At 76.6% G+C, this 20,658-nt stretch carries 19 protein-coding genes; 8 read left to right on the top strand and 11 right to left on the bottom strand.

The annotated features are described in order from the left end of the window. Window positions 1-274: 274 nt before the first annotated feature. Window positions 275-649, top strand: a complete 375-nt coding sequence (locus ACF1AK_RS29145) for a YciI family protein (protein ID WP_391501814.1) — start codon at window positions 275-277, stop codon at window positions 647-649. A gap of 53 nt (window positions 650-702) precedes the next feature. Next, a complete protein-coding gene (locus ACF1AK_RS29150; protein ID WP_391501815.1) occupies window positions 703-2,019 on the top strand; it encodes an RNA polymerase sigma factor in 1,317 nt (438 codons plus the stop codon). Window positions 2,020-2,147: 128 nt separating this feature from the next. On the opposite strand, the gene ACF1AK_RS29155 is transcribed toward ACF1AK_RS29150, so the two are convergent. Next, entirely contained in the window at window positions 2,148-2,663 is a 516-nt protein-coding gene (locus ACF1AK_RS29155; protein WP_391501816.1) for a MarR family winged helix-turn-helix transcriptional regulator, read from the bottom strand. Between the two features lie 123 nt (window positions 2,664-2,786). Between ACF1AK_RS29155 and ACF1AK_RS29160 the strand changes: the two genes are divergently transcribed. Then, on the top strand, window positions 2,787-3,569 hold the full coding sequence (locus ACF1AK_RS29160; protein ID WP_391501817.1) for a dioxygenase: 783 nt from the start codon (window positions 2,787-2,789) through the stop codon (window positions 3,567-3,569). Window positions 3,570-3,626: 57 nt separating this feature from the next. On the opposite strand, the gene ACF1AK_RS29165 is transcribed toward ACF1AK_RS29160, so the two are convergent. After that, on the bottom strand, window positions 3,627-4,286 hold the full coding sequence (locus tag ACF1AK_RS29165) for an NAD(P)-dependent oxidoreductase (RefSeq protein ID WP_391501818.1): 660 nt from the start codon (window positions 4,284-4,286) through the stop codon (window positions 3,627-3,629). Between the two features lie 126 nt (window positions 4,287-4,412). Here ACF1AK_RS29165 and ACF1AK_RS29170 point away from each other — a divergent pair, with 126 nt between their 5' ends. Then, a complete protein-coding gene (locus tag ACF1AK_RS29170) occupies window positions 4,413-5,006 on the top strand; it encodes a maleylpyruvate isomerase N-terminal domain-containing protein (RefSeq protein WP_391501819.1) in 594 nt (197 codons plus the stop codon). A gap of 9 nt (window positions 5,007-5,015) precedes the next feature. Here ACF1AK_RS29170 and ACF1AK_RS29175 read toward each other — a convergent pair whose 3' ends face one another. From ACF1AK_RS29175 to ACF1AK_RS29185, 3 genes are read right to left on the bottom strand one after another with little or no spacing between them, the layout of a single operon-like run. Then, window positions 5,016-5,396: a VOC family protein gene (locus ACF1AK_RS29175; RefSeq protein ID WP_391501820.1), complete on the bottom strand. Its 381-nt coding sequence runs from the start codon at window positions 5,394-5,396 to the stop codon at window positions 5,016-5,018. Between the two features lie 40 nt (window positions 5,397-5,436). Then, complete coding sequence (locus tag ACF1AK_RS29180; RefSeq protein WP_391501821.1) at window positions 5,437-5,985, bottom strand: GNAT family N-acetyltransferase; 549 nt, start codon at window positions 5,983-5,985, stop codon at window positions 5,437-5,439. Next, window positions 5,982-6,440 (bottom strand): group II truncated hemoglobin, encoded by a 459-nt coding sequence (locus ACF1AK_RS29185; RefSeq protein ID WP_391501822.1) that lies wholly within the window; start codon window positions 6,438-6,440, stop codon window positions 5,982-5,984. Before ACF1AK_RS29185 ends, ACF1AK_RS29180 begins: the two co-directional genes overlap by 4 nt. A gap of 222 nt (window positions 6,441-6,662) precedes the next feature. On the opposite strand from ACF1AK_RS29185, the gene ACF1AK_RS29190 reads away from it, so the two are divergent. Then, window positions 6,663-8,195 (top strand): AMP-binding protein, encoded by a 1,533-nt coding sequence (locus ACF1AK_RS29190; protein ID WP_391501823.1) that lies wholly within the window; start codon window positions 6,663-6,665, stop codon window positions 8,193-8,195. 18 nt (window positions 8,196-8,213) lie between these two features. On the opposite strand, the gene ACF1AK_RS29195 is transcribed toward ACF1AK_RS29190, so the two are convergent. Further along, window positions 8,214-8,984: a LuxR C-terminal-related transcriptional regulator gene (locus tag ACF1AK_RS29195; RefSeq protein ID WP_391501824.1), complete on the bottom strand. Its 771-nt coding sequence runs from the start codon at window positions 8,982-8,984 to the stop codon at window positions 8,214-8,216. A 217-nt stretch (window positions 8,985-9,201) separates the two neighbouring features. Between ACF1AK_RS29195 and ACF1AK_RS29200 the strand changes: the two genes are divergently transcribed. Both ACF1AK_RS29200 and ACF1AK_RS29205 read left to right on the top strand, forming a co-directional pair. Then, on the top strand, window positions 9,202-10,032 hold the full coding sequence (locus ACF1AK_RS29200) for a TIGR03084 family metal-binding protein (protein ID WP_391501825.1): 831 nt from the start codon (window positions 9,202-9,204) through the stop codon (window positions 10,030-10,032). A gap of 89 nt (window positions 10,033-10,121) precedes the next feature. Beyond that, a complete protein-coding gene (locus ACF1AK_RS29205) occupies window positions 10,122-10,607 on the top strand; it encodes a hypothetical protein (protein ID WP_391501826.1) in 486 nt (161 codons plus the stop codon). Between the two features lie 78 nt (window positions 10,608-10,685). Here ACF1AK_RS29205 and ACF1AK_RS29210 read toward each other — a convergent pair whose 3' ends face one another. From ACF1AK_RS29210 to ACF1AK_RS29230, 5 genes are read right to left on the bottom strand one after another with little or no spacing between them, the layout of a single operon-like run. Further along, entirely contained in the window at window positions 10,686-11,315 is a 630-nt protein-coding gene (locus ACF1AK_RS29210; protein WP_391501827.1) for a hypothetical protein, read from the bottom strand. A 45-nt stretch (window positions 11,316-11,360) separates the two neighbouring features. Beyond that, window positions 11,361-12,029, bottom strand: coding sequence for a DUF4232 domain-containing protein (locus ACF1AK_RS29215; RefSeq protein ID WP_391501828.1), 669 nt, complete (start codon window positions 12,027-12,029; stop codon window positions 11,361-11,363). 37 nt (window positions 12,030-12,066) lie between these two features. After that, window positions 12,067-15,315, bottom strand: a complete 3,249-nt coding sequence (locus ACF1AK_RS29220; protein WP_391501829.1) for an error-prone DNA polymerase — start codon at window positions 15,313-15,315, stop codon at window positions 12,067-12,069. A 58-nt stretch (window positions 15,316-15,373) separates the two neighbouring features. After that, window positions 15,374-17,293: a hypothetical protein gene (locus ACF1AK_RS29225; RefSeq protein WP_391501830.1), complete on the bottom strand. Its 1,920-nt coding sequence runs from the start codon at window positions 17,291-17,293 to the stop codon at window positions 15,374-15,376. A gap of 1 nt (window position 17,294) precedes the next feature. After that, entirely contained in the window at window positions 17,295-17,984 is a 690-nt protein-coding gene (locus ACF1AK_RS29230; RefSeq protein ID WP_391501831.1) for a hypothetical protein, read from the bottom strand. 375 nt (window positions 17,985-18,359) lie between these two features. On the opposite strand from ACF1AK_RS29230, the gene ACF1AK_RS29235 reads away from it, so the two are divergent. Further along, entirely contained in the window at window positions 18,360-20,588 is a 2,229-nt protein-coding gene (locus ACF1AK_RS29235) for a serine/threonine protein kinase (RefSeq protein WP_391501832.1), read from the top strand. Window positions 20,589-20,658: the final 70 nt, after the last annotated feature.

The following is a 20,658-nucleotide window of genomic DNA, read 5'->3' on the forward strand; positions in this document are numbered from 1 at the left end:
ATCCTGCCCGCTACGGAGCCGGCTCGGGGAGGGGCCTCGGGGTCGCGGCCACGGCGCAGGGACAGCGCGTCGGCCGCGGCGTCCGGTACCAGTTCGAGCAACGGTTCACCGATCATGGGGGCATTCGATCACGGAGCGGCCGGCCCCGGTGGCCGGTCCGGAAATCCCCCGCGAGAATTCTCGGGCCGGCTGTCGAAACGGCCGCCGCCCGTTCGACGCAGGGGTGAGCGGCGGGGAGAGGCCCCGCCCGCACACCGACGAGGAGTGAGCCGCCATGCCGCGTTTCCTGTCACTGATCCGCATCAACGAGGAGCAGGCCTCCGAGTTCACGTCCGACCCCGGCTTCGAGGAGCGGATGGGGGCGCTGTTCGAGGAGATCACCAAGGCCGGGGTGATGCTGGACACCGCCGGGCTGCTGCCCACCGAGGAGGGCACCCGGCTGCTCTGGGAGGGCGGGAAGGTCAACTGCACCGACGGCCCGTTCACCGAGACCAAGGAGGTCGTGGGCGGCTACGCGCTGCTCCAGTGCAAGGACAAGGCGGAGGCCGTCGAGTGGACCCGGCGCTTCCTGGAGACCCACCCGGCGCACTGGACCTTGGGCGCCGAGCTGCGGCAGATCGACGACACCGCCACACCGCCGGAGGCGTGACCGCCGGGGCGGTGGTTTGCCGCCGCGGGCGGCGGCTGCTCTGATGGGTGATCGTGACGGAGCGCAACGCGGGAACGGCGGGGCCGGCGCGGGCGGCGGGGGCCGCGGAGACGGCCAGGACGGTCGAGACCGTCTTCCGGATCGAGTCGGCGCGGATCATCGCGGGGGTCGCCCGGATCGTGCGCGACGTCGGCATCGCCGAGGAACTGGCGCAGGACGCGCTGGTCGCCGCCCTGGAGCAGTGGCCCGGGTCGGGCGTCCCGGACCGTCCGGGCGCCTGGCTCATGGCCACCGCCAAGCACCGGGCGGTCGACCTGGTCCGCCGCCGGGAGACGTACGCGCGCAAGCTCGCCGAGGTCGGGCGGACGCTGGAGGACGTCCCGCCGCCGGAGCCGTCCGGGCCGGACGACATCGACGACGACCTGCTGCGGCTGATCTTCACCGTCTGCCACCCGGTGCTGCCCGCGCAGTCCCGGATCGCACTCACCCTGCGGCTGCTCGGCGGGCTGACCACGGCGGAGATCGCCCGGGCCGTCCTCTCCGCCGAGCCGGCCGTGGCCCAGCGGATCGTGCGCGCGAAACGGACCCTGGCGCAGGCCGGGATACCGTTCGAGGTCCCGTACGGGCAGGAGCGGGCGGCCCGGCTCTCCTCCGTGCTGGAGGTCATCTACCTGGTCTTCAACGAGGGCTACGCCGCGACCGCCGGGGACGACCTGCTGCGGCCCGCGCTCTGCGAGGACGCGCTGCGCCTGGCCCGGGTGCTGGCCGCGCTGATGCCCGGGGAGCCGGAGGCGCACGGGCTGGCGGCGCTGCTGGAGTTCCAGGCCTCCCGCACGGCCGCCCGCACCGGACCGGGGGGCGAGCCCGTCCTGCTCGCCGACCAGGACCGCACCCGCTGGGACCGGCTGCTGATCAGGCGCGGGCTCGCCGCCCTGCGCCGGGCGGGCACCGGCCCGTACTCCGTGCAGGCCGCGATCGCCGCCTGTCACGCCCGGGCCGTGCGGTACGAGGACACCGACTGGACGGCCATCGCCGCGCTCTACGGCCGGCTGATGGCGCTGACGCCCTCGCCGGTGGTGGAGCTCAACCGGGCCGTGGCACTGTCGATGGCCGAAGGGCCGGCGGTGGCGCTGGAGGTGGTCGACGCGCTGGCCGCGGAGCCGGCGCTGCGCGGCTACCACCTGCTGCCGAGCGTCCGGGGCGAGCTGCTGGCCCGGCTGGGGCGGGGCACCGAGGCGCGGGCGGAGTTCGAGCGGGCGGCGGGGCTCACCCGCAACGTCCGGGAGCGGGATCTGCTGCTCGCCAAGGCGGCGGAGGCGGCCGAGGCGGCAGCAGCCCGGACGGACGAGGGTCGGGATTCAGCGGGTTAGCGGCCCGGCGGGCCGGGGGATGCGGAGGATTCGAGGAGCGGGAGGGTCGAGGGGGTTTCGAGGGTGCTGATCGTTCGGAGCGTCCCGGACGTTCGGAGCGTTCAGGGCGTCCGGAGCGTTCAGGGCGTTCAGAGGGCGTCGTCGAGGCGCAGCCGGGCGCTGACCAGGCCGAGGCCGTCGGCGAGCACCGTCAGCTGCTCCCGGCTGAGCACGTCGATGAGCAGTTCGCGGACCAGGGCGACGTGCCCCGGGGCCGCCTCGCGCAGCATCTCGCCGCCCTGCTCGGTGAGTTCGGCGAAGACGCCGCGCACGTCGCTGGGACAGGAGCGGCGGCTGACCAGGCCCATCTTCTCCAGCTGGGTGACCTGGTAGGTCAGCCCGCTCTTGGAGGTGACCAGTTTGTCCGCCAGCTCGGTCATGCGCAGCGAGCCGGCCGGGGCGGCGGAGAGGTGGACGAGGATCTCGTACTGGGTGTGGGAGAGGCCCGATTCCTCCTTGAGCTGGCGTTCCAGGCGGCGGTTGAGGAGGTTGCTCGCGGTGACGAAACTCCGCCAGGCGGCCATCTCCTCCTCGTCGAGCCACCGGGGCTCGTGCGAAGAGGCGGCGGAGGGGGGCGCCGAAGGTGCGGACGAGGTGGAGGGCATGGGGTGATCGTACTCCCATTGTTCAAATTCGAACGAAGGTGTACGGTCGAAGCATTGGTGTTCAAATTTGAACTACCCCACCCGCCGAGGCCCGCCACCGAGGGCCGGAGGAGAAGAGCCGCCATGAGCACCGCCGCACCCGGGCGCATGCCCGCCCTCTACCTGTCGCACGGCGCGCCGCCGCTCGCCGACGACCCCGTCTGGCCCGGGGAGCTGGCCGCCTGGTCCGCCGGCCTCCCGCGCCCGAAGGCGATCCTGATGGTCTCCGCGCACTGGGAGGAGGCCCCGCTCGCGCTCGGCGCCGTCACCACCGTGCCGCTGGTCTACGACTTCTGGGGCTTCCCCGAGCACTACTACGGCGTCCAGTACGCCGCCCCCGGCGCACCGGAGCTCGCCGAGCGCGTGCGCAAGCTGCTTCGCGCCCCCGGTACGCCGGTCCAGGACATCCCCGACCGCGGGCTCGACCACGGCGCCTACGTCCCGCTGGTGGAGATGTTCCCGGAGGCGGACGTCCCGGTCCTCCAGGTCTCCATGCCGACCCTGGACCCGCAGCGGCTGCTGGAGATCGGCCGCCGGCTCGCCCCGCTGCGCGACGAGGGCGTCCTGATCGTCGGCAGCGGCTTCTTCACCCACAACCTGCGGGCGCTCAGCCGCGACGGCCGGGTGACCTCGGTGATGGCCGAGTTCGACGACTGGGGCCGGCGCGCCCTGGCGGCCCAGGACCTCGACGCCCTGCTCGACTTCGAGCAGAAGGCCCCGGCCGGCCGGCTCGCCCACCCGCGCACCGAGCACTTCGCCCCGCTGTTCGTCACGCTCGGCGCGGCGGAGCACGAGCTGGGCAGCCAGCGCTCGGTGATCGACGGGTTCTGGATGGGCCTGGCGAAGCGCTCGATCCAGATCGGCTGACGGCTGTCCGCCGACGGCTGACGGCCGGGGCCGGGGCCGGGGGCCGGCGGCAGCTGTTCAGAGCGCGCAGCAGGTGAAGCGCTCGCCGATGTGCTCGGGCTGTTCGATCTCGTCGACCAGCGCCACCGCGTAGTCCGGCACCGAGATCCGGCTCTCCCCCTCGGCGTCGGTGAGCAGCTGCTCCAGCCCCGTGCGGTAGCGGCCGGTGCGCGCCCCGGGACCGATGCGGGCGGCCGGGCTGAGCACCGTCCAGCGCACGTCGGTGACCGTCCGGTAGTACGCCAGGGCGTCGCCGTGCGCGTGCATGATCTGCAGGACCGCCTCCGGCAGGCCCGGGGCGTCCCAGACCCTGGTGCCGGGCGCGGTCTCCAGGCTGCCCGCGCCGCCGACCACGAGCAGCCGGGGCGCCTCGCCGCCGAGCCGGCGCAGCCCCTCCACCAGGCTCCTCGCGGCCGGTTCGATCAGCGCCAGGTGGCCCGGGCCGTCGCCGCCGCCCACCGCGCTCACCAGGGCGTCCTGCCCGGCGGCGACCCGGGCCACGTCCGCCGGGTCCAGCACGTCCCCGGCCTCGACGGACACCTCCCCCGGGTGGCGCGCGGCGTCGAACCGGGCGGGGTCGCGGACGACCGCCGCCACCCGGTGGCCGCGCACGGCGGCCTCCGTGACGACGGCGCTGCCGATGGTGCCGTGGGCGCCGAACACGGCGATCCTGGCCATGGGGTACCTGCCTGTTCTCCGGGAACCGGGTGCGGACGGGGCCGGGTGGGGATCCGGAGCCAGCAGTAGCACCCGGGGCGGGCAGGGCCCTGGCGGACACGCGGGAGCGGATGAGACGGTGGCCCGATGACCGACCGACCGTTGAACGGCGACGACGTCCGGGCCGCGCTCGGCGAGCTGACGGCCGTGCTGGGCCCGGCCGCGGCCGGGGCCGCCGGCGCCCGCTGGGACGCGCCCGCCGGACCGCTGGAGTGGAGCTGCTGGGAGACCGCCGCCCACATCGCCCACGACCTGCTCGCCTACGCCGGCCAGCTCGCCGCCCGGCCCGGTGACCGCTATCTGCCCATGGACCTGGCCGTGCGCCCGGAGGCCGGGCCCGCCGAGGTGCTCACCGTGGTCACGGCCTGCGCGCACCTGCTGGCCACCGCCCTGGACGCGGCGCCGCCCGGGCTTCGGGCGTACCACCACGGGCCGTGCGACCCGGCCGGTTTCGCCGCGATGGGCGTCACCGAGACCCTGCTGCACACCCATGACATCACCCTCGGGCTCGGTCTGGAGTGGCGGCCCCCGGAGCGGCTCACCGCGGCCGCGCTGGCCCGGCTCTTCCCCGACGCGCCGGCCGGGGACCCGGTGGACGTGCTGCTGTGGTGCACCGGCCGCGGGGAGCTCGACGGCCGCCCGCGCCGGACGTCGTGGAACTGGCGGGCGGCCGTCGGGTAGCGGCCGGGGTCAGGAGGTGGCGAGCCGCTCGGCGGCGCTGCGCTCGACGCAGAACTCGTTGCCCTCGATGTCCAGGAGGGTCGCCCAGCCCTTGCCGTCCGGGGTGCGGTGGTCCTCGGACAGCGTCGCGCCCAGGGCGAGGAGGCGCTCCACCTCCTCGTCCCGGGTGCGGTCCTGCGGCTGGAGGTCCAGGTGGACGCGGTTCTTGACGGTCTTGCCCTCGGGCACCCGGATGAAGAGCAGCGAGGCGCCCGCCGAGTCGACCAGCGCCTCCGGGTCCCCCGGGTTGTCGTCCTCGCCCAGGGTGCCGTCCAGGGCCTTCGCCCAGAACTGCGCCAGGGCGTAGGGGTCGGCGCAGTCGATCGTCACGTGTCGTACCAGAGAAGCCATGACGATCACTCTGACCAGGATCGCCGCCCCCGTCCAGTCGTTATCCGGCGGTCCCGGCCGGCCCGCCGGTCCCGGCGGGCCGGCTGTGCCAGTGGCCGTCGAGCGGGTAGCGCGGCGGGGCGGCCGGGACGAGGGCCTCGAACGGGTAACCCGCCTTCTCCGCCACCCGGCACGACGCCGCGTTGTCCCCCTCGTGGAAGAGGTCCAGCCGGAGCAGCCCGTCGGCGGCGAAGGTCTCCGCCGCCCAGGCGGTGAGCGCCGCCAGCGCGCGCGGGGCCACGCCCCGGCCGCGCGCGGCGGCGGCCGTCCAGTAGCCCACCTCGGAGCCGGCGCTGCCCGGGGCGCCGCGCTTGAGCACGACCTGGCCGACCAGCGCGCCCTCCTCCAGGACCGCGAAGGAGTACCGGCTGCCCTCCGCCCGGCCCCGCTCCTCGGCCGCCAGCCAGCGGGCGGCCTCGTCCGGGCCGGTCACCCGGTGGCGGACGTAGCGGCGCAGCACCGGGTCGCGGTGGACCTCGGCCAGGGCGCTCGCGTCCCGGGCCCGGAAGGGTCTCAGCAGCAGCCCCTCGGCGGCGGGCGCGGTCCTCACCGCAGGCCCTCCCAGCCCCAGCGCGGGGTGGGCCCCGGATCGCCGAGGCCGGTGCCGGCCGGGGAGGCGGAGACGTCCTCGGCGATCCTGGTGCCCCAGTCGAAGTACTCCAGGACGCGGGCCCGCAGCAGGTCGTCCGCGGGCAGTTCCTCGCGCACCGCCCCGGCCATCAGCTCCATCCAGCGCAGCCGCTGCTCCTCGGTGATCGCGAGGCCGAGGTGGACGCGGAGCAGCGCCTGGTGGCCGCCGAGGTCGGTGGTGAAGCGGTCCGGGCCGCCGAACACCTCGGCCAGCCAGACGGCGACGTGCTCGACGTGGGTGGGCGTGAACCGGGCGAAGACCGGCGCGAGCAGCGGGTCGGCGAGCACGCCCCGGTAGAAGGTGCGGCTCAGCCGTCTCAGGGCGTCCAGGCCCCCGATCGCGTCGTAGAGGCTGCCGGAGCGGTGGTCTGTCATCGGTGTCTCTCCCCCGTGGGCGGATCTCCTGCCCCCTTCCTAGCAGCGCGACGCCCGGCCCGCCCCCCGCGTGCCCCCTGTTCGCCGCCGGCTCACCAACCGGATCCGGCCCCTCCGCTCCGGGGCGGTCCCGGGCCCCGCGGCGGTGGCGAGCGCCTCCGCCCGGGTGACACCCCCGATCGGGGGTGTGCAGGGAGCGGCGGGCGGAGGACAGTGGGGCCCATGCAGATTCCACTCTCCGTGATGGACTTCCTCGACCGGGCCGAGCTGGTCTACGGCGACCGGGTCGGCATCGTCGACGAACCGGTGCAACCGGCCGAACCCTGGACCGGTCTGACGTACCGTCGGATCGCGCGGCTGGCGCGGGCGCAGGCGGCCGGGCTGGACCGGCTCGGCGTCGGCCCCGGTGAACGGGTCGCGATCGTCTCGCACAACTCGGCGCGGCTGCTGACCTCGCTGTTCGGCGTGAGCGGGCACGGCCGGGTGCTGGTGCCGGTGAACTTCCGGCTCAAGGCCGAGGAGGTGTCGTACATCGTCGAGCAGAGCGGCGCCTCGGTGCTGCTGGTCGACCCGGAGCTGGCCGAGCCGCTGGCCGGGGTGGTCGCCAAGCACAAGTTCGTGATCGGGTCGGACAGCGACGCGCTGCTGTACGACTTCGGGAACGCGCCGCGCCGGTACGCGATCGACGAGAACGACACCGCGACCATCAACTACACCAGCGGAACCACCGCCCGCCCCAAGGGCGTTGAGCTCACCCACCGCAACATCTGGCTGAACGCGACGCTGATGGCCCTGCACTTCGGGGCGAGCGACCGGGACGTCTACCTGCACACCCTGCCGATGTTCCACGCCAACGGCTGGGGCCTGCCGTTCTCGCTCACCGGGCTGGGCGCGCAGCACGTGGTGCTGCGGAAGGTGGACGGCGCCGAGATCCTGCGCCGGGTCGAGCGGCACGGGGTGACCTTCCTGTGCGGCGCGCCGGCGGTGGTGCAGATGGTGCTGGACGCGGCGGCCGAGTGGGACGGCCCGGTTCCCGGCCGGGACCGGGTGCGGATGGTGGTGGCGGGCGCGCCGCCGCCGACCTCGGTGGTGCAGCGGATGGAGTCCGAGCTCGGCTGGGAGTTCATGCAGATCTACGGCCTGACCGAGACCTCGCCGGTGGTGACGGTCAACCGCACCCGCGCCGAGTGGGACGACCTGCCCGCCGAGCAGCGGGCGGAGAAGCTGGTGCAGGCGGGCTCCCCGGCGATCGGCAACCAGGTGCGGGTGGACGAGCAGGGCGAGGTGCTGGTCCGCTCCAACGTCGTGCTGAACGGCTACTGGCAGCAGCCGGAGGCCACCGCCGAGGCGCTGCGGGACGGCTGGTTCCACACCGGCGACGGCGGCGTGCTGACCGACGGCTACCTCACCATCTCGGACCGGAAGAAGGACGTCATCATCAGCGGCGGGGAGAACGTCTCCTCGATCGAGGTGGAGGACTGCCTCTACGACCACCCGTCGGTGGCCGAGGTCGCGGTGATCGGCGTGCCGGACGCCAAGTGGGGCGAGACGGTCAAGGCGCTGGTGGTGCTGAAGCCGGGGGCGGAGACCGGCGAGGCGGACCTCATCGCGCACTGCAAGCAGCGGCTGGCCGGCTACAAGTCGCCCACCTCGGTGGAGTTCAGGGACGCGCTGCCGCGCACGACCACCGGGAAGCTGCAGAAGTTCCGGCTCCGCGAGCCGTACTGGTCGGGGCGCGAGCGCGGGGTCAACTGACCGGTGCGGTCCGGGGGTTCAGTCGAGCAGTCCGGACTCCCGGGCGGTGACGGCGAGTTCGGTGCGGTTGCGGACGCCGAGCTTGTGCATGGCGCTCTTCAGGTAGCCGGTCACCGTGTTGCAGGTCAGCCCGAGCTGGGCGGCGATCTCCGGGTTGGTCCGGCCGGTCGCCGCCCAGCGCAGCACCTCGTGCTCGCGCCGGGTGAGCGGGGTGAGCGGGGGTCTTCGCGCGGTGGCGGCGGTGGCGGCCGGGGTCCGGTGCCAGGCGGCGGCTCCGGCGAGGGCCCGGGTGGCGGCCTCGGCGAGCCTGGTCACCGCGGCGATCCGGACGTCCCCGAACGGGACCACCGCGCGCAGCGAGGCGTACACCACGCCGTGCACCGCGCCGTCGTGCAGCAGCGGCACGGTGAGCATCGCGTAGAGGTCCTCCGCGATGACGGCGGCGTCGTAGTGGTGCGAGATGGTGGTGTCGGCGCGGTAGTCGGGCGCCCAGCTGGGGGCCCGCTCGGCCAGCGCCCGCCCGCCGAGGCCGGTGCCGGCCGGCACCCGGAGGTCGTGCAGCAGGTCCGCCCTGGTGCCCGCCCAGTGCCGCAGCACCATGCCCTCCCCGCCGGCCCGGGCCACGCCCGGCTCGGGCACGCCGACCAGGCCGACGTCCGCGCCGCAGTCGGCGGTCACCCGGCGGGCGAGGTCGCCGAGCACCGCGTCGCGGACCAGCCCGGCGGCCCGGACGGCGAGGTCGTCCGGGGTCTCGGCGCTGCTCTTCGACGCGGTCGGGGCGGTCGTCATCGCGCGATTGTCACACGCGGTTCCGGTGGTGGGGAGGGGTCGCGAAGGTGTTCGGCGGGCGTGTCGCGCGCGGTCGTGCGGGGTCCCGGGCGGGCGCGGGCCGGGCGGCGTAGGGTGCGGGCGCGGGGTTACCGACGGGTCACCACCGAGACCTGCCGCACCTCGTCGTGGTTTCCGTTGTTTCCAAGGTTTCCGACCATTGCTCAAGGGGAGATCCATGGCCGATCCGAACGTTCCCGAAGGCGCGCCCGTCCTGGCCGGGCTGCTGGCCGACCTGCGGGCCGAGAGCGCGGTCCTGGACGGGCTGGTCGCCGCGCTGGAGCCGGCGGGTTGGGCGCTGGACACGCCCGCGCCCGGCTGGACGGTGGCGCACCAGATCGCCCACCTGGCCTGGACGGACGGCTGGTCGGAGCTGGCCGCCCGCGATCCGCAGGCCTTCGTCGCGGAGTCCGGCCGGGTCTTCGGCGAGCTGTCGGCGGCCGGGGCGGACCCGGTGGAGGACGGCGCGGCGCGCGGGGCGGCCGAGGAGCCGGCCGCGCTGCTGGCCCGCTGGCGGACCGGGCGGGAGCGGCTCGCGGCCGCGCTCGCGGCGGCGCCGGCCGACGCCCGGCTGCCCTGGCTGGGCCCGCCGATGAAGGCCGCGTCGATGGCCACCGCGCGGCTGATGGAGACCTGGGCGCACGGGCAGGACGTGGCGGACGCGCTCGGCGTCCGCCGGGAGCCGACGGCCCGCCTGCGGCACGTCGTGCACCTGGGGGTGCGGACGATCGGGTTCGCGTTCACGGTGCACGGGCTGCCCGCCCCGCAGGCCCCGGTGCGGGTGGAACTGACCGCGCCGGACGGCGGGTCGTGGACGTGGGGACCGGCCGGCGCGGCGGACCGGGTGACCGGTCCGGCCCTGGACTTCTGCCTGCTGGTCACCCGGCGCCGGCACCGGGACGACCTCGCGCTGAGCGCCGTCGGCGAGCTGGCGACGGCCTGGCTGCCGATCGCCCAGGCGTTCGCGGGCGCGCCCGGAGCGGGCCGGGAGGCCGGATCGTCGCTTTAGCGGATGATGCGCCGAATACGCCGGATCGCCCGGTAAACCACACGTTCCGGCGATGTACAGGGTTCGTCGGCGAATGGTGGACTTCGGGCATGAAGCGAATGAACCCGCTGCGTACCGCCCTCGCCGGAGCCGCCGCCCTGCTCGCCGTGGGCGCTCTCGCCGCCCCCGCCCAGGCCGCGTTCGGGCTGCCCGCCGGCCCGGCCGGGGTGTCCGCCCCGGCACACGTCCGGGCGGGGACGCCGGCCGCGCACCAGGTGGTCACCTTCGTCGAGGAGTACCGGCGGGCGGTGCTCGGCGAGAGCAACGAGACCCCGCGGGCCGTCCGCGAGCGCTATCTCGCCCCGCACCTGGAGTTCCGCCTCGACGCCTGGGCGCAGCAGCACGACGCCGATCCGGTGTTCCGGGCCCAGAACGTCCCGGCGGACTGGTCGGCCCAGCAGGTGAAGGAGGAGTACGGCTTCGCCTCGGTCCGGCTCACCGAGTTCTGGGGCGGCGGCGGCAGCCAGGAGGTCTGGTACACCGTCCGCCTGAGCGATCTGCGGATCGTCGAGCTGAACGACCAGCCCGCCTTCTGACCGGGCCCGCCGACGGGCCCGGTCCGCACGGACCCCGGCGCGGCGCAGGCACCCCCCACGACTGCGCCGCGCCGGTCGTCACTTCCCGCCGTCCCGCAGGAGCAGCAGCCCGGCGCCCCGCTCCAGGGCGCCCGCCGTCCAGGCCGGGAACAACTCGCCGACCAGCCACTCGACCTCCTCGGCCGCGTCCTCGTCGCCGCCCGGCAGGAGTCCGGGTTCCCGGTGGATCCGGCCGGGGTCGAACCCCGCGAGTTCGGCCCGGACGCGGTCCAGCCCGGGGCCGGCCGTGAAGGAGGGGAAGGGCCAGGGGTCGTCGTCCGGCGCCCCGGATCCCCACGGGAAGGGCCAGGGCCGCGCCCACAGGCCGGCGAGGGACGGCAGCCCCCAGGCCGCGAAGGAGTCCGCCAGTTCGTGCCAGCCCCGGCCGGGCAGCACCGCCGCGCCGAGGTAGTAGCCGGCGCCGGGCAGCAGCAGTTCCAGCAGCCAGGTGTAGCCGGCCGGACGGCAGCGGTCGAGCCGGCCGGCGGCGAGTTCCCGCAGGGCGGGCTCCACCTCGGCCGCTTCGGTGGCCCGGAGCAGGCGGCCGGCGGCCGTGAGCGGGCCGATCCGGCCGAGGGCGGCCCGGACGAACTCCTCGTCACCGGAACCGACCGTGCGCAGCAGGGCGTCGCCGTCGACCGCGAACGCCGAGAGGTACTGTTCAGCCATCGCGCCATTGTGGCGCGTCGTCATCTCCCGTGGCGCCCGGGGGCGTCAGGGCGCCGGTCTGGTCCAGGGAGCGACGCCGAGCGCGCGGGTGGTGCCGAGGTCGAGGTGGGCCGGGACGGTCAGCCGGGGGCGGCCGGGGATCGGGGCGATGTCGAGGAAGCGGCCGTCCTCGGGGCCCCGGTCGCCCGCCGTCACCGTGTTGCGCCAGAGCAGCCGGGACTCGGCGTACTCCTGGGGCTGGAGGATCAGCGGCACGGGAGTGGCGTCGAAGTCGTCCAGGGTGGCGATGCCGGCCGAGCCGCGTTTGACGGTGACGGCGAGCGGGGCGCGTTCGGCGTCGAGGACGCGGACGGCGGGGTGGCCCTTGAGGGCGTAGGGGCGGGTGCCGCAGTTGGTCAGCCGGACCGGCATCACCCGCAGTCCCGTCGCGGCATTGACCTCGCCGACGGTCAGCGCGACGCCCTCGGGGGAGCAGACGGGCGCGGGGGCGGCGGAGGCGGTGGGGGCCTCGGAGGCGGGCGTGACCGGGAGGAGCGCCTCACCGATGGTGCGCGCCGGTCCGGGCGCTCCCCCGCCCGCCCCGGTCGCCGGGGTGCTGCCGCAGCCGGCCGCCGCCAGGGCCCCGGCCGCGAGCAGCAGGCCGGCCCGCAGCGGTCGCGGCGTCCGGCGGGCCCCGTCCGGAGCGGCGGTCTGCGGCGACGGCGTCGAATCCATGGGGACGATCATGGCACGAACCGTTCCCCGCGCCCCCTCACAGCCCGATCCGCAACGGGGTGAGCCGGGTGGCGACCAGGTTGGTGGCGCCGCGGTCGCGTTCCACGTGCCCGTGCACCAGCAGCCCGGCCCGGTCGAGGGCGGTGCGGCGCTGGGACTCCCAGACCGGCCGGCTGCAGATCACATTGATCAGCCCGGTCTCGTCCTCCAGGCTGAGGAAGAGCACTCCGCCCGCCGTCGGCGGCCGCTGCCGGTGGGTGACCAGGCCGCCGACCACCACCGCCGTCCCCGCCGGCACGTCCGGGAGTTCGGCCGCCGAGCGGGCGCCGCCGCGCTCCAGACGGGCGCGCAGGTGCTGGAGCGGGTGGCTGGTCGCGGAGGCACCGGTGGCCCAGAGGTCGGCGATGGTCTCCTCGACCGGGGTCATCGCGGGCAGTTCCGGCGCCCCGGTGCCGGGCGTGGTGCCCGGGATGAGGTCCGCCGAGACGCCCGCGAACGCCCCGGCCGCCCAGAGCGCCTGCCGCCGGCCGAGCCCGAAGCAGCCGAACGCGCCCGCCGCGGCCAGCGCCTCCAGGCCCGGCGCGGGCAGACCGGTGCGGCGGGCGAAGTCCTCCAGGTCCGCGTACGGCTGCCCGGCCGCGATCGCCTCGGCCTGGGCGGCGCCGATGCCGCGCACGGTGTCCAGGCCGAGCCGGATCGCGGGCTGCGGCTTCCCGGCGGTGAGCGGCGGCGCGGGCGTCGGCCCCCGGTACGGCTCCAGGGTGGGCCCGGCGCCGCTGGCGTTGACGTCCACCCCGCGCACCCGCACGCCGTGCCGCCGGGCGTCCGAGATCAGGCTGAGCGGCGCGTAGAAGCCCATCGGCTGGTTGGCCAGCAGGGCGCAGGTGAAGGCCGCCGGGTAGTGGTACTTGAGCCAGGCGCTGGCGTACACCAGGTAGGCGAAGCTGATCGCGTGGCTCTCCGGGAAGCCGTAGTGGGAGAAGGCCTCGATCTTGGTGTAGACGTCCTGCGCCACCTCCTCCGGGATGCCGCGCTCGGCCATGCCGCCGAGCAGCCGCTCGCGCAGCCGGGCGACCCGCTCGTGCGAGCGCTTGGCGCCCATCGCCTGGCGCAGCCGGTCCGCCTCGGCGGGGGTGAAACCGGCGCAGTCGATGGCGAGTTGCATCATCTGCTCCTGGAACAGCGGCACCCCGAGGGTCTTGCCCAGCGCGTTCTCCATCAGCGGGTGCGGGCAGCCGGCCGGCTCCACCCCGGCGCGGCGGCGCAGGTACGGATGGACGGAGCCGCCCTGGATCGGTCCGGGCCGGATCAGCGCGACCTCCACCACCAGGTCGTAGAAGTGGTCCGGCTTGAGCCGGGGCAGGGTGGCCATCTGGGCGCGCGACTCGACCTGGAAGACGCCGACGGTGTCGGCCCGCCGCAGCATCGCGTACACGCCCGGGTCGTCGTCCGGGATGGTCGCGAGGTCGTAGTGCTCGCCGTGGTGCCGGGCGACCAGGTCGCAGGTGTCGTGCAGGGCGGCGAGCATGCCGAGGCCGAGCAGGTCGATCTTGACCAGTCCGGCGCCGGCCACCGACTCCTTGTCCCACTGCAGCACGGAGCGCCCCGGCATCCGCGCCCACTCGGTCGGGCAGATCTCCGCGATCGGCTCCCGGGTGAGCACCATGCCGCCCGAGTGGATGCCCAGGTGGCGCGGCAGGCCGTGGAGCTGTCCGGCGAGCGCGAGCACGTCGGCGGGGATGACGGCGTCCGCGCCGGGCGGCGAGCGGAAGTCGGCCTGCCGGCTGAACGCGTCCACCTGTCCCTGCGGGTAGCCGAGCACCCGGGCGGCGTCGCGCAGCGCCAGCCGGGGCCGGTAGGTGATCACATTGGCGACCTGGGCGGCGTGCTCGCGCCCGTAGCGGCGGTAGACGTACTGGATGACCTCCTCGCGGCGGCGGTTCTCGATGTCCAGGTCGATGTCCGGCGGTCCGTCGCGGGCGGTGGAGAGGAAGCGCTCGAAGAGCAGCTTGTAGTGCACCGGGTCGACGGCGGTGATCCCGAGGGCGTAGCAGACCGCCGAGTTGGCCGCCGAGCCGCGCCCCTGGCACCAGATGGACTCCCGGCGGCAGAAGTCGACGATGTCGTGGACGATCAGGAAGTAGCCGGCCAGGTCGAGTTCCTCGATGACGTCCAGCTCCCGGGCGAGCTGGCGGCGGGCCGGGCCGTTGCCGGGCCCGAACCGGGCCGGGCCGCCCTCGGCGACCAGGGCGCGCAGATGGCCGATCTCGGTGCGGCCGGGCGGGACGGGGTAGCCGGGCAGCTCCGGGTCCAGGGTCGCGAAGTCGAAGGCGCAGGCCCGGGCGAGGTCCACGGTGGCCTCGCGCACGCCCGGGAAGCGGGCCAGCCGGGCCGCCATCTCGCGGCCGGAGCGCAGATGGGCGGTGCCGGCGGCCTGCGTCCAGCCGGCCGCCTCGGCGAGGGTGCGGCGGTCGTGCAGGGCGGCCAGGCTCTGGGCGAGCCGGCCCTCGGCGGGGCTCGCGTGGTGGGCGTTGGTGGAGGCGACGGTGGTCAGGCGCAGCCGGGCGGCGAGCGCGGCGAGGGCGTCGTTGCGCGGGTCGTCGCCCGGGAGCCACTGGTGGACCAGCTCGACGTGGACGTTCTCGTGGCCGAACGCCTCGGTGAGGGTGCGCAGTCGGTGTTCGGGGTCGGCCGGACCGTGGCCGGCGGCGGCCAGGGCGGCGGGGACGCGGCCGAGGCGGCAGCCGGTGAGCACCGCCCAGTGGCCGCCGTGCGCGTCGGCCAGGGCGGCGAAGTCGTAGACCGGGTTCCCCTTGGCCCCGCCCGCGAGTTGGGCCGCGCCGATGACGGCGGAGAGCCGGCGGTAGCCCTCCGGGTCACGGGCCAGCACCAGCAGGTGCTCGACGCCGCCCTTCTCCTGGCGGAGCGTCAACTCCGCTCCGAAGACGGTGGCCACGCCCGTGCCGCGGGCCGCCTCGGCGAACCGGACCGCGCCGTAGAGGCCGTCGTGGTCGGTGAGGGCGAGGGCCTCGACGTCCAGCCGGGCGGCCTCGGCGACCAGCGCCTCGGGGTCGCTGGCGCCGTCGAGGAAGCTGAAGGCGGAGTGGACGTGCAGTTCGGCCCAGGCCGGTCCGGCGGGAGGCTGCCCGGCGGGCCGTTCGGCGGGGCCCCCGGCGGGATCGCCGGGCGCGCGCGGGTGCAGCGGAACGACGACGTCGCCGCCGTCGCCGGTCAGCCGGCGGTGCAGCTCGCTCCAGGGGAGGGAGGGGTGGCTGGTGAATCCCATCGGGGGTGGTGCCTTCGGTCTCTCGCTGGTCTCCTGCCCCCCTCGGACGGCCCGGCCGTCAGTCGTACCCGGCCTCCACGAACCAGGCACCCCCCTCCACCGTGAGCAGCAGCGCCCGCCCGTCCGCCACCGTCACCTGGAACCGGGCCCGGCGGCGGGCGCGCGCCTGGTCCCACCAGTACTCGACGGCCGGCCAGGGGCCGGTCCAGCCGTCCACCGCCAGCTCCCGCCCGCGCACCGCCACGGTGGCCGGCCGGGCCGACACCCCCGCCCTGCCGTCCACCGTCACCGGCCGCCCCTCGCCGTCCAGCACCGCCGCCGGCACCGGGACGCGGTGCACCACGGCCGGCCAGACGTCCCGCAGCCCGCCGATCCGCCCCGGCCAGGGCGCGTCGGCCGGGGCCGCCGGGTCGTACGGCTCGCCCCACGGCACCCGGACCGCCTGGTCCTCCGGCCCCCGGCCGCCGGCCGGCTCGATCCGGCGCAGCCCGGCGTGGCCGAGCACCGCCTGCACCCGGGCCACCGCGCGCTCCACCCGGTCGTCCGCCACCGCCTGCCCCCAGAGGGCGAGTTGGCGGCCCTGGTCGGGGGTGAGGTCGTCGGGGAGCAGGCGCAACGCGGTGAAGCCGCCCGGCTCGGGCGCCTGCGGGCCCCCGGCTCCGGCCCCGGGGCCGAAGGTGCCGGCGCTCTGCCAGGCCTGGAGCTGCCAGCGGACGCGTTCGGCGAGCGCCGTCGCCGAGAGCCGGCCCTCGTGCCGCCAGAGCCGGGCGACCGTCCGGCCGTCGGCGCACTCCACCTCGACGGCGACCCGCTGGCAGGTCAGCCCCGCCCCGGCGAGCCGCCGGTGCAGCCGCTCGGCCAGGGTGCGGGCGACGAACACCAGCGGTTCGGCGAGCGGCTCGGGCGGGTCGAAGCGCTGTTCGACGGAGAGGTCGGGCCCCCCGGTGCGCGGCACCAGCGGGCGCGGCTGCAGACCGCGGGCCAGCCGGTGCGCCACCGTGCCGGCCGGGCCGAAGCGGTCGGCCACCGACTCGGCGGGCAGCGCGGCGAACGCCCCGACCGTGGGCAGGCCCAGCCGGTCCAGCAGTCCGGCCAGGGCGGTGTCACCGAGCGCGGCCACCGGGTAGGGGGCGAGGAACTCCGCCGTGCGCCCGGCGGGGACGAGCACCCCGGCGCGGGCGGCGAGCACGGCGGCGAACAGGCCGTCGGCCACGCCGACCCGGCCGAGGGGCACCGGCGCGGCGGCGGCGGGCGCGGACCCGGGGGCGGGGGCCGGCGGGTAGGCGGGCGGGCGGGCGAAGCCGCCCCGGGCACCGTCCCGGGCGGGGGGCGCGGCGGCGAGCAGTTCGTCCACCCCGGCGGTCCGCCGCCGCCCGGCCCGCCCGGCGTCGGCGGGGTGCAGCGGGACGACCTCGGCCCGCTCCGCGTCCCCCCGCCCGGCAGCGTCGCGGCTCCCGGCCGGTTCCGCGTCCGCCGGATGCGCGTCCGCCGGGTGCGCCGGGTGCGCCCGGGCGGCGACGGCCGCCGCCGAGGCCGCCAGGGCGGCCGTGACCGCCCGCTGGACCTTCGCCGCCAGGGCCTCCTCCCCGCCGAAGTAGCGGGCCGGCCCCTTCACCGGGATCGCGCACAACCCCGGGCGCAGCACCTCCACCCGGGGGGTGAACGCCTCCACCGCCGCGACCACCGGTTCGAACCGCCGGACCTCCGCCTCCGGGTCGCGGTCGCGCAGTTCCAGCGCCGGGCAGAGCCGCTGGGCCAGCTTGAGCCGCTGGCCCTGCCGCACCCCGGCCGCCCGGGCCGCCGCCGAGCAGGCCAGCACCCGGCCGCCCTCGACCACCGCCACCGGGACGTCCGGGCCGTCGCCCTCCGCCGGGCGTTCGACGGCCGCCACCGGCCAGTCCGGACACCACACCACCAGCACCCGGGGGGTGACCGCGCCACCCGCCCCGGTGGTCCCGGCAACCTCGCCGCCGGTCATCTCACACCACCGCCATACGGTCGAGGCCCGCCCCGGCCCCCGACATCGCGCCCTCCCCCGGTACGTCCACGTCCACCGTCCCGGCGCCGGCCGTCTCCTCCACGGTCCGCACCGCGCCGTGCGCGTCCGGCAGCCAGAGCCGGGCCGTCCGCCCGCGTCCCGCCGAACCGCGCCCCTCGGCCACCACCTCCACCTGCCGTCCGGTGAGCCGCCCGTGCCCGTCCCCCAGCCCGAACCAGCGCCCGGAGCGCACGCCCAGCCGCAGTCCGGCCCCCGGCCACGGCCCGGCCACCAGCAGCACGCAGCCGCTGCGCCGCAGCACGGCGGCCAGCCGGGCGGCCAGGTTCGGCGGGACCGGGCCGTCCGGGCGCAGCATGATCAGTTCGACGGCGCCGGCCAGGACGGACACCACCTCGGCCCAGTGCGGCCCGGGGTCGTCGGCCACCAGCAGCCGCCGCAGGTCGAGCCCGTACCCGGCGGCCGCGGCCAGCCCGAGGTCCGGCAGCCCGACCGCCGCGGCCCAGCCGCCGTCGGTCTCCCGCACCCCGGCGGCCAGGGCGAGCAGCAGCCCGGCGTCCCCGCCCGCCACCGACACCGCCGCGCCCCGGCGCAGCCCGCCCTCCGGCAGCAGCCCGCTCAGCGCGGGCACCACCGGCAGCAGTCCCCGGCCGGGGGCAGCGGTCGAGGCCACCGGTCGGAGCGCGGGCTTCCGCTCGACGGTGGATTCGAAAACAGATTCGAAAACGGGCACACCCCCAGGATCGAACATCCGTTCGCAAAGATTCAAGTCCGAATCGTCCGCATCCGATCCGTCACTCTCCGCAATCCCCTCGGGGCGGGCGCGCTCTCGGCGGGCCCCGGCGGCCGAGGGCCGCCTGATGCTGCGTCACCATCCCGCTACGCCTAGGATGTCGATAGTCCGTTGAACGGAGCGTTGGCCGCGTGGGGGTTTCGGTGGCCACGACAAGCGGGTGTTTATGTCCGGCTGGCAGGGTCTGCCGGTGCGACCGAGGGCCGTCCGGCCCCGGCGGCGGTCGCGACGACGAAGACGAGGTCGAGGAGAATCATGCGTGGCACCACGCTCGGTGACCGCTACCGCTTGGACGAGTGGCTCGGGGGCGGCTCGATGGGCGACGTCTGGCTCGCCCGGGACCAGGTGCTCGACCGCCGGGTGGCCGTCAAGGTCCTGAAACCCGCGCTGCTGGACGAGCCCGGCTTCGCGGAGCGGTTCCACGACGAGGCCCGGGTGATGGCCCGGGTGCAACACCCGGGCATCGTCGGCGTGTACGACTTCGGCCCCGGCCGCACCACCGAGGACGTCCCCTCCTGGGGCGCGCCGGCCGGCCCCGCCGCCCGTCCGACCGCCTACCTGGTCATGGAGCTGATCGACGGCGAGCCGCTCAGCACCGTGATGGAACGGCGGGGCCCGCTGACCGTCCCGGAGGCGCTCGGCCTGGCGCTGGAGGTGCTGGGGGCGCTCCAGGCCGCGCACGAGGCCGGCATCGTCCACCGGGACATCAAGCCGGCCAACCTGATGGTGCGCGACGGCCATGTGGTCATCACCGACTTCGGCATCGCCCGCCCCGGCTGCGACCCCCGGCTCACCGTGCCCGGGATGGTGCTCGGCACCGCCGCCTACCAGGCGCCCGAACAGGCCTCCACCGGCACGGTCACCGCCTCGGCGGACCTGTACGCGCTCGGGGTGGTGCTCTACGAGTGTCTGACCGGGCGGCTGCCGTTCGAGGGCGAGACCGCCCTGGAGCTGATCCTCAAGCACCTGACCGACCCGGTGCCGCCGCTGCCGGCCGACGTCCCGGACGCGGTCCGGGCCCTGGTCGAACGGGCCCTGGCGAAGGACCCGGCGCTGCGCTGGCCGGACGCCGCCGCGATGGCCGCGGCCGTCCTGTCGGCCCTCGCCGGCGAACCGGCCGGAGGCCCGGCGGCCGGGCCCTCCTGGGCGGCGGTGGTCCGGTCGACCGGTGCACTGGCCGCGCTGCGGGCCACCGGGTCGGCGGCCCGGCCGGTGGTCCCGGCCCCCGCACCGGCCCCGGCCGGGGCGCCGCCGCGCCGTGCCGCCCGGTGGCGGGCGGCACTGTTCGGCAGCCGGCGCCGGACCCTGCTCACGGCGGGCGCGGCCGCGCTCTGCTGCGCCGTCACCGCCACCACGACCGTCGCGCTGCACCGGGAGGGAGGTGCGGCCGGTGTACGGGCGGCCGGCGCGGCGGCCTCCTCCGACCGGTCGGGCCCGCCGCTGACGGAGGCCGTCGGCCTGCTCCCCGACCCGGGTGCGCCGTCCCCCTCCCCCGGTGCGCCGACGCAGCCGGCGCTCCCCCCGCCGCCGGGGACGGCCGGGCCGGCCGTCCCCGGCGAGCCGCTGCCGGGTGCACCGCTGCCCGGGGCGGGCGGCCCGGCGGGCCCCGGCGGCACGACCAGCGGCACGGGCGGGGGCGCGAGCGGCGGTACGGGCGGCGCAACCGCCGGAGGCGCGGGCGGTGCGGCGGGCGGAACCGGCCGGGACGGCGCCGCGTCGAACGCCCCCGCCAACCCTCCGGGCGCCCCGGCCCCCGGCACCCCGGACACCCCCGCCGGCTCCACGCCCCAGGGCGGCGCCCCGGCCGCGCCGGGCGGCCCCGCACCGGCGCCCGGGCAGCCCTCGGCACCGGACGGCCCCGCCTACACGGCCGAGCCACCGCCGGGCGTCCCGGGGTACACCGCCACGCCACGGCGGACCGTGCCCCCGGCCCCGGACTACACCTACGCGCCCAAGCCGGCCTACACCGCCTCCCCGCCGCCGTACACCGCCTCCCCGCCCCCGCCCCCGCCGCCCGGCACCGTCCCGACGGACCCGCCCATCAAGCCCCCGACCCAGCCCGGCGGCACGCTGCCCACGCTCGCCCGGCTGTCCAACGGCGGGTCCGTGCTGTACGACCAGGCCTCGCTCAACCGGCCGGGCAACCCGGTGGTCCTCTCCCCGGACGACGGCGGCCCCGGTGGCGTCTGGCAGCTGGCCCCCTACGCGGACGGCGGGTACGCCCTCCTCAACGGCGCCACCGAGTACACCAAGGTGCTGAACCTGGAGGAGACCCGCGCACAGACGCAGCTGGCGTACCGGCCGGCACCCAACGCCACCCCGGCGAGCCAGGTCTGGTCGTTCTTCCCGGTGCCCGGGGGCTATGTGGTGACCGTCGCCCGGGACGCGAAGCGCTGCCTGTCCGCCGCCGGTCCGAACGCGCCCGCCACGGTCCGCGCCTGCGCGGGCTCCGCCGACCAGGTGTGGACGGTCTCCGCGGCCTGAGCCGGTGCGCGGTGCGGACGGCCGGGGCCCGCCGGCCGTCCGCACCCGTCCGGCGTCCGGGGCGCGCCGG

This window comes from Kitasatospora sp. NPDC015120 (assembly GCF_043080305.1).
Classification (GTDB): domain Bacteria; phylum Actinomycetota; class Actinomycetes; order Streptomycetales; family Streptomycetaceae; genus Kitasatospora.

Coding starts and splice junctions, on each gene's coding strand:
- ACF1AK_RS29145 (WP_391501814.1), top strand. CDS start 275: ATGCCGCGTTTCCTGTCACTGATCCGCATCAACGAGGAGCAGGCCTCC.
- ACF1AK_RS29155 (WP_391501816.1), bottom strand. CDS start 2,663: ATGCCCTCCACCTCGTCCGCACCTTCGGCGCCCCCCTCCGCCGCCTCT.
- ACF1AK_RS29160 (WP_391501817.1), top strand. CDS start 2,787: ATGAGCACCGCCGCACCCGGGCGCATGCCCGCCCTCTACCTGTCGCAC.
- ACF1AK_RS29165 (WP_391501818.1), bottom strand. CDS start 4,286: ATGGCCAGGATCGCCGTGTTCGGCGCCCACGGCACCATCGGCAGCGCC.
- ACF1AK_RS29170 (WP_391501819.1), top strand. CDS start 4,413: ATGACCGACCGACCGTTGAACGGCGACGACGTCCGGGCCGCGCTCGGC.
- ACF1AK_RS29175 (WP_391501820.1), bottom strand. CDS start 5,396: ATGGCTTCTCTGGTACGACACGTGACGATCGACTGCGCCGACCCCTAC.
- ACF1AK_RS29185 (WP_391501822.1), bottom strand. CDS start 6,440: ATGACAGACCACCGCTCCGGCAGCCTCTACGACGCGATCGGGGGCCTG.
- ACF1AK_RS29190 (WP_391501823.1), top strand. CDS start 6,663: ATGCAGATTCCACTCTCCGTGATGGACTTCCTCGACCGGGCCGAGCTG.
- ACF1AK_RS29195 (WP_391501824.1), bottom strand. CDS start 8,984: ATGACGACCGCCCCGACCGCGTCGAAGAGCAGCGCCGAGACCCCGGAC.
- ACF1AK_RS29200 (WP_391501825.1), top strand. CDS start 9,202: ATGGCCGATCCGAACGTTCCCGAAGGCGCGCCCGTCCTGGCCGGGCTG.
- ACF1AK_RS29205 (WP_391501826.1), top strand. CDS start 10,122: ATGAAGCGAATGAACCCGCTGCGTACCGCCCTCGCCGGAGCCGCCGCC.
- ACF1AK_RS29210 (WP_391501827.1), bottom strand. CDS start 11,315: ATGGCTGAACAGTACCTCTCGGCGTTCGCGGTCGACGGCGACGCCCTG.
- ACF1AK_RS29215 (WP_391501828.1), bottom strand. CDS start 12,029: ATGGATTCGACGCCGTCGCCGCAGACCGCCGCTCCGGACGGGGCCCGC.
- ACF1AK_RS29220 (WP_391501829.1), bottom strand. CDS start 15,315: ATGGGATTCACCAGCCACCCCTCCCTCCCCTGGAGCGAGCTGCACCGC.
- ACF1AK_RS29225 (WP_391501830.1), bottom strand. CDS start 17,293: ATGACCGGCGGCGAGGTTGCCGGGACCACCGGGGCGGGTGGCGCGGTC.
- ACF1AK_RS29235 (WP_391501832.1), top strand. CDS start 18,360: ATGCGTGGCACCACGCTCGGTGACCGCTACCGCTTGGACGAGTGGCTC.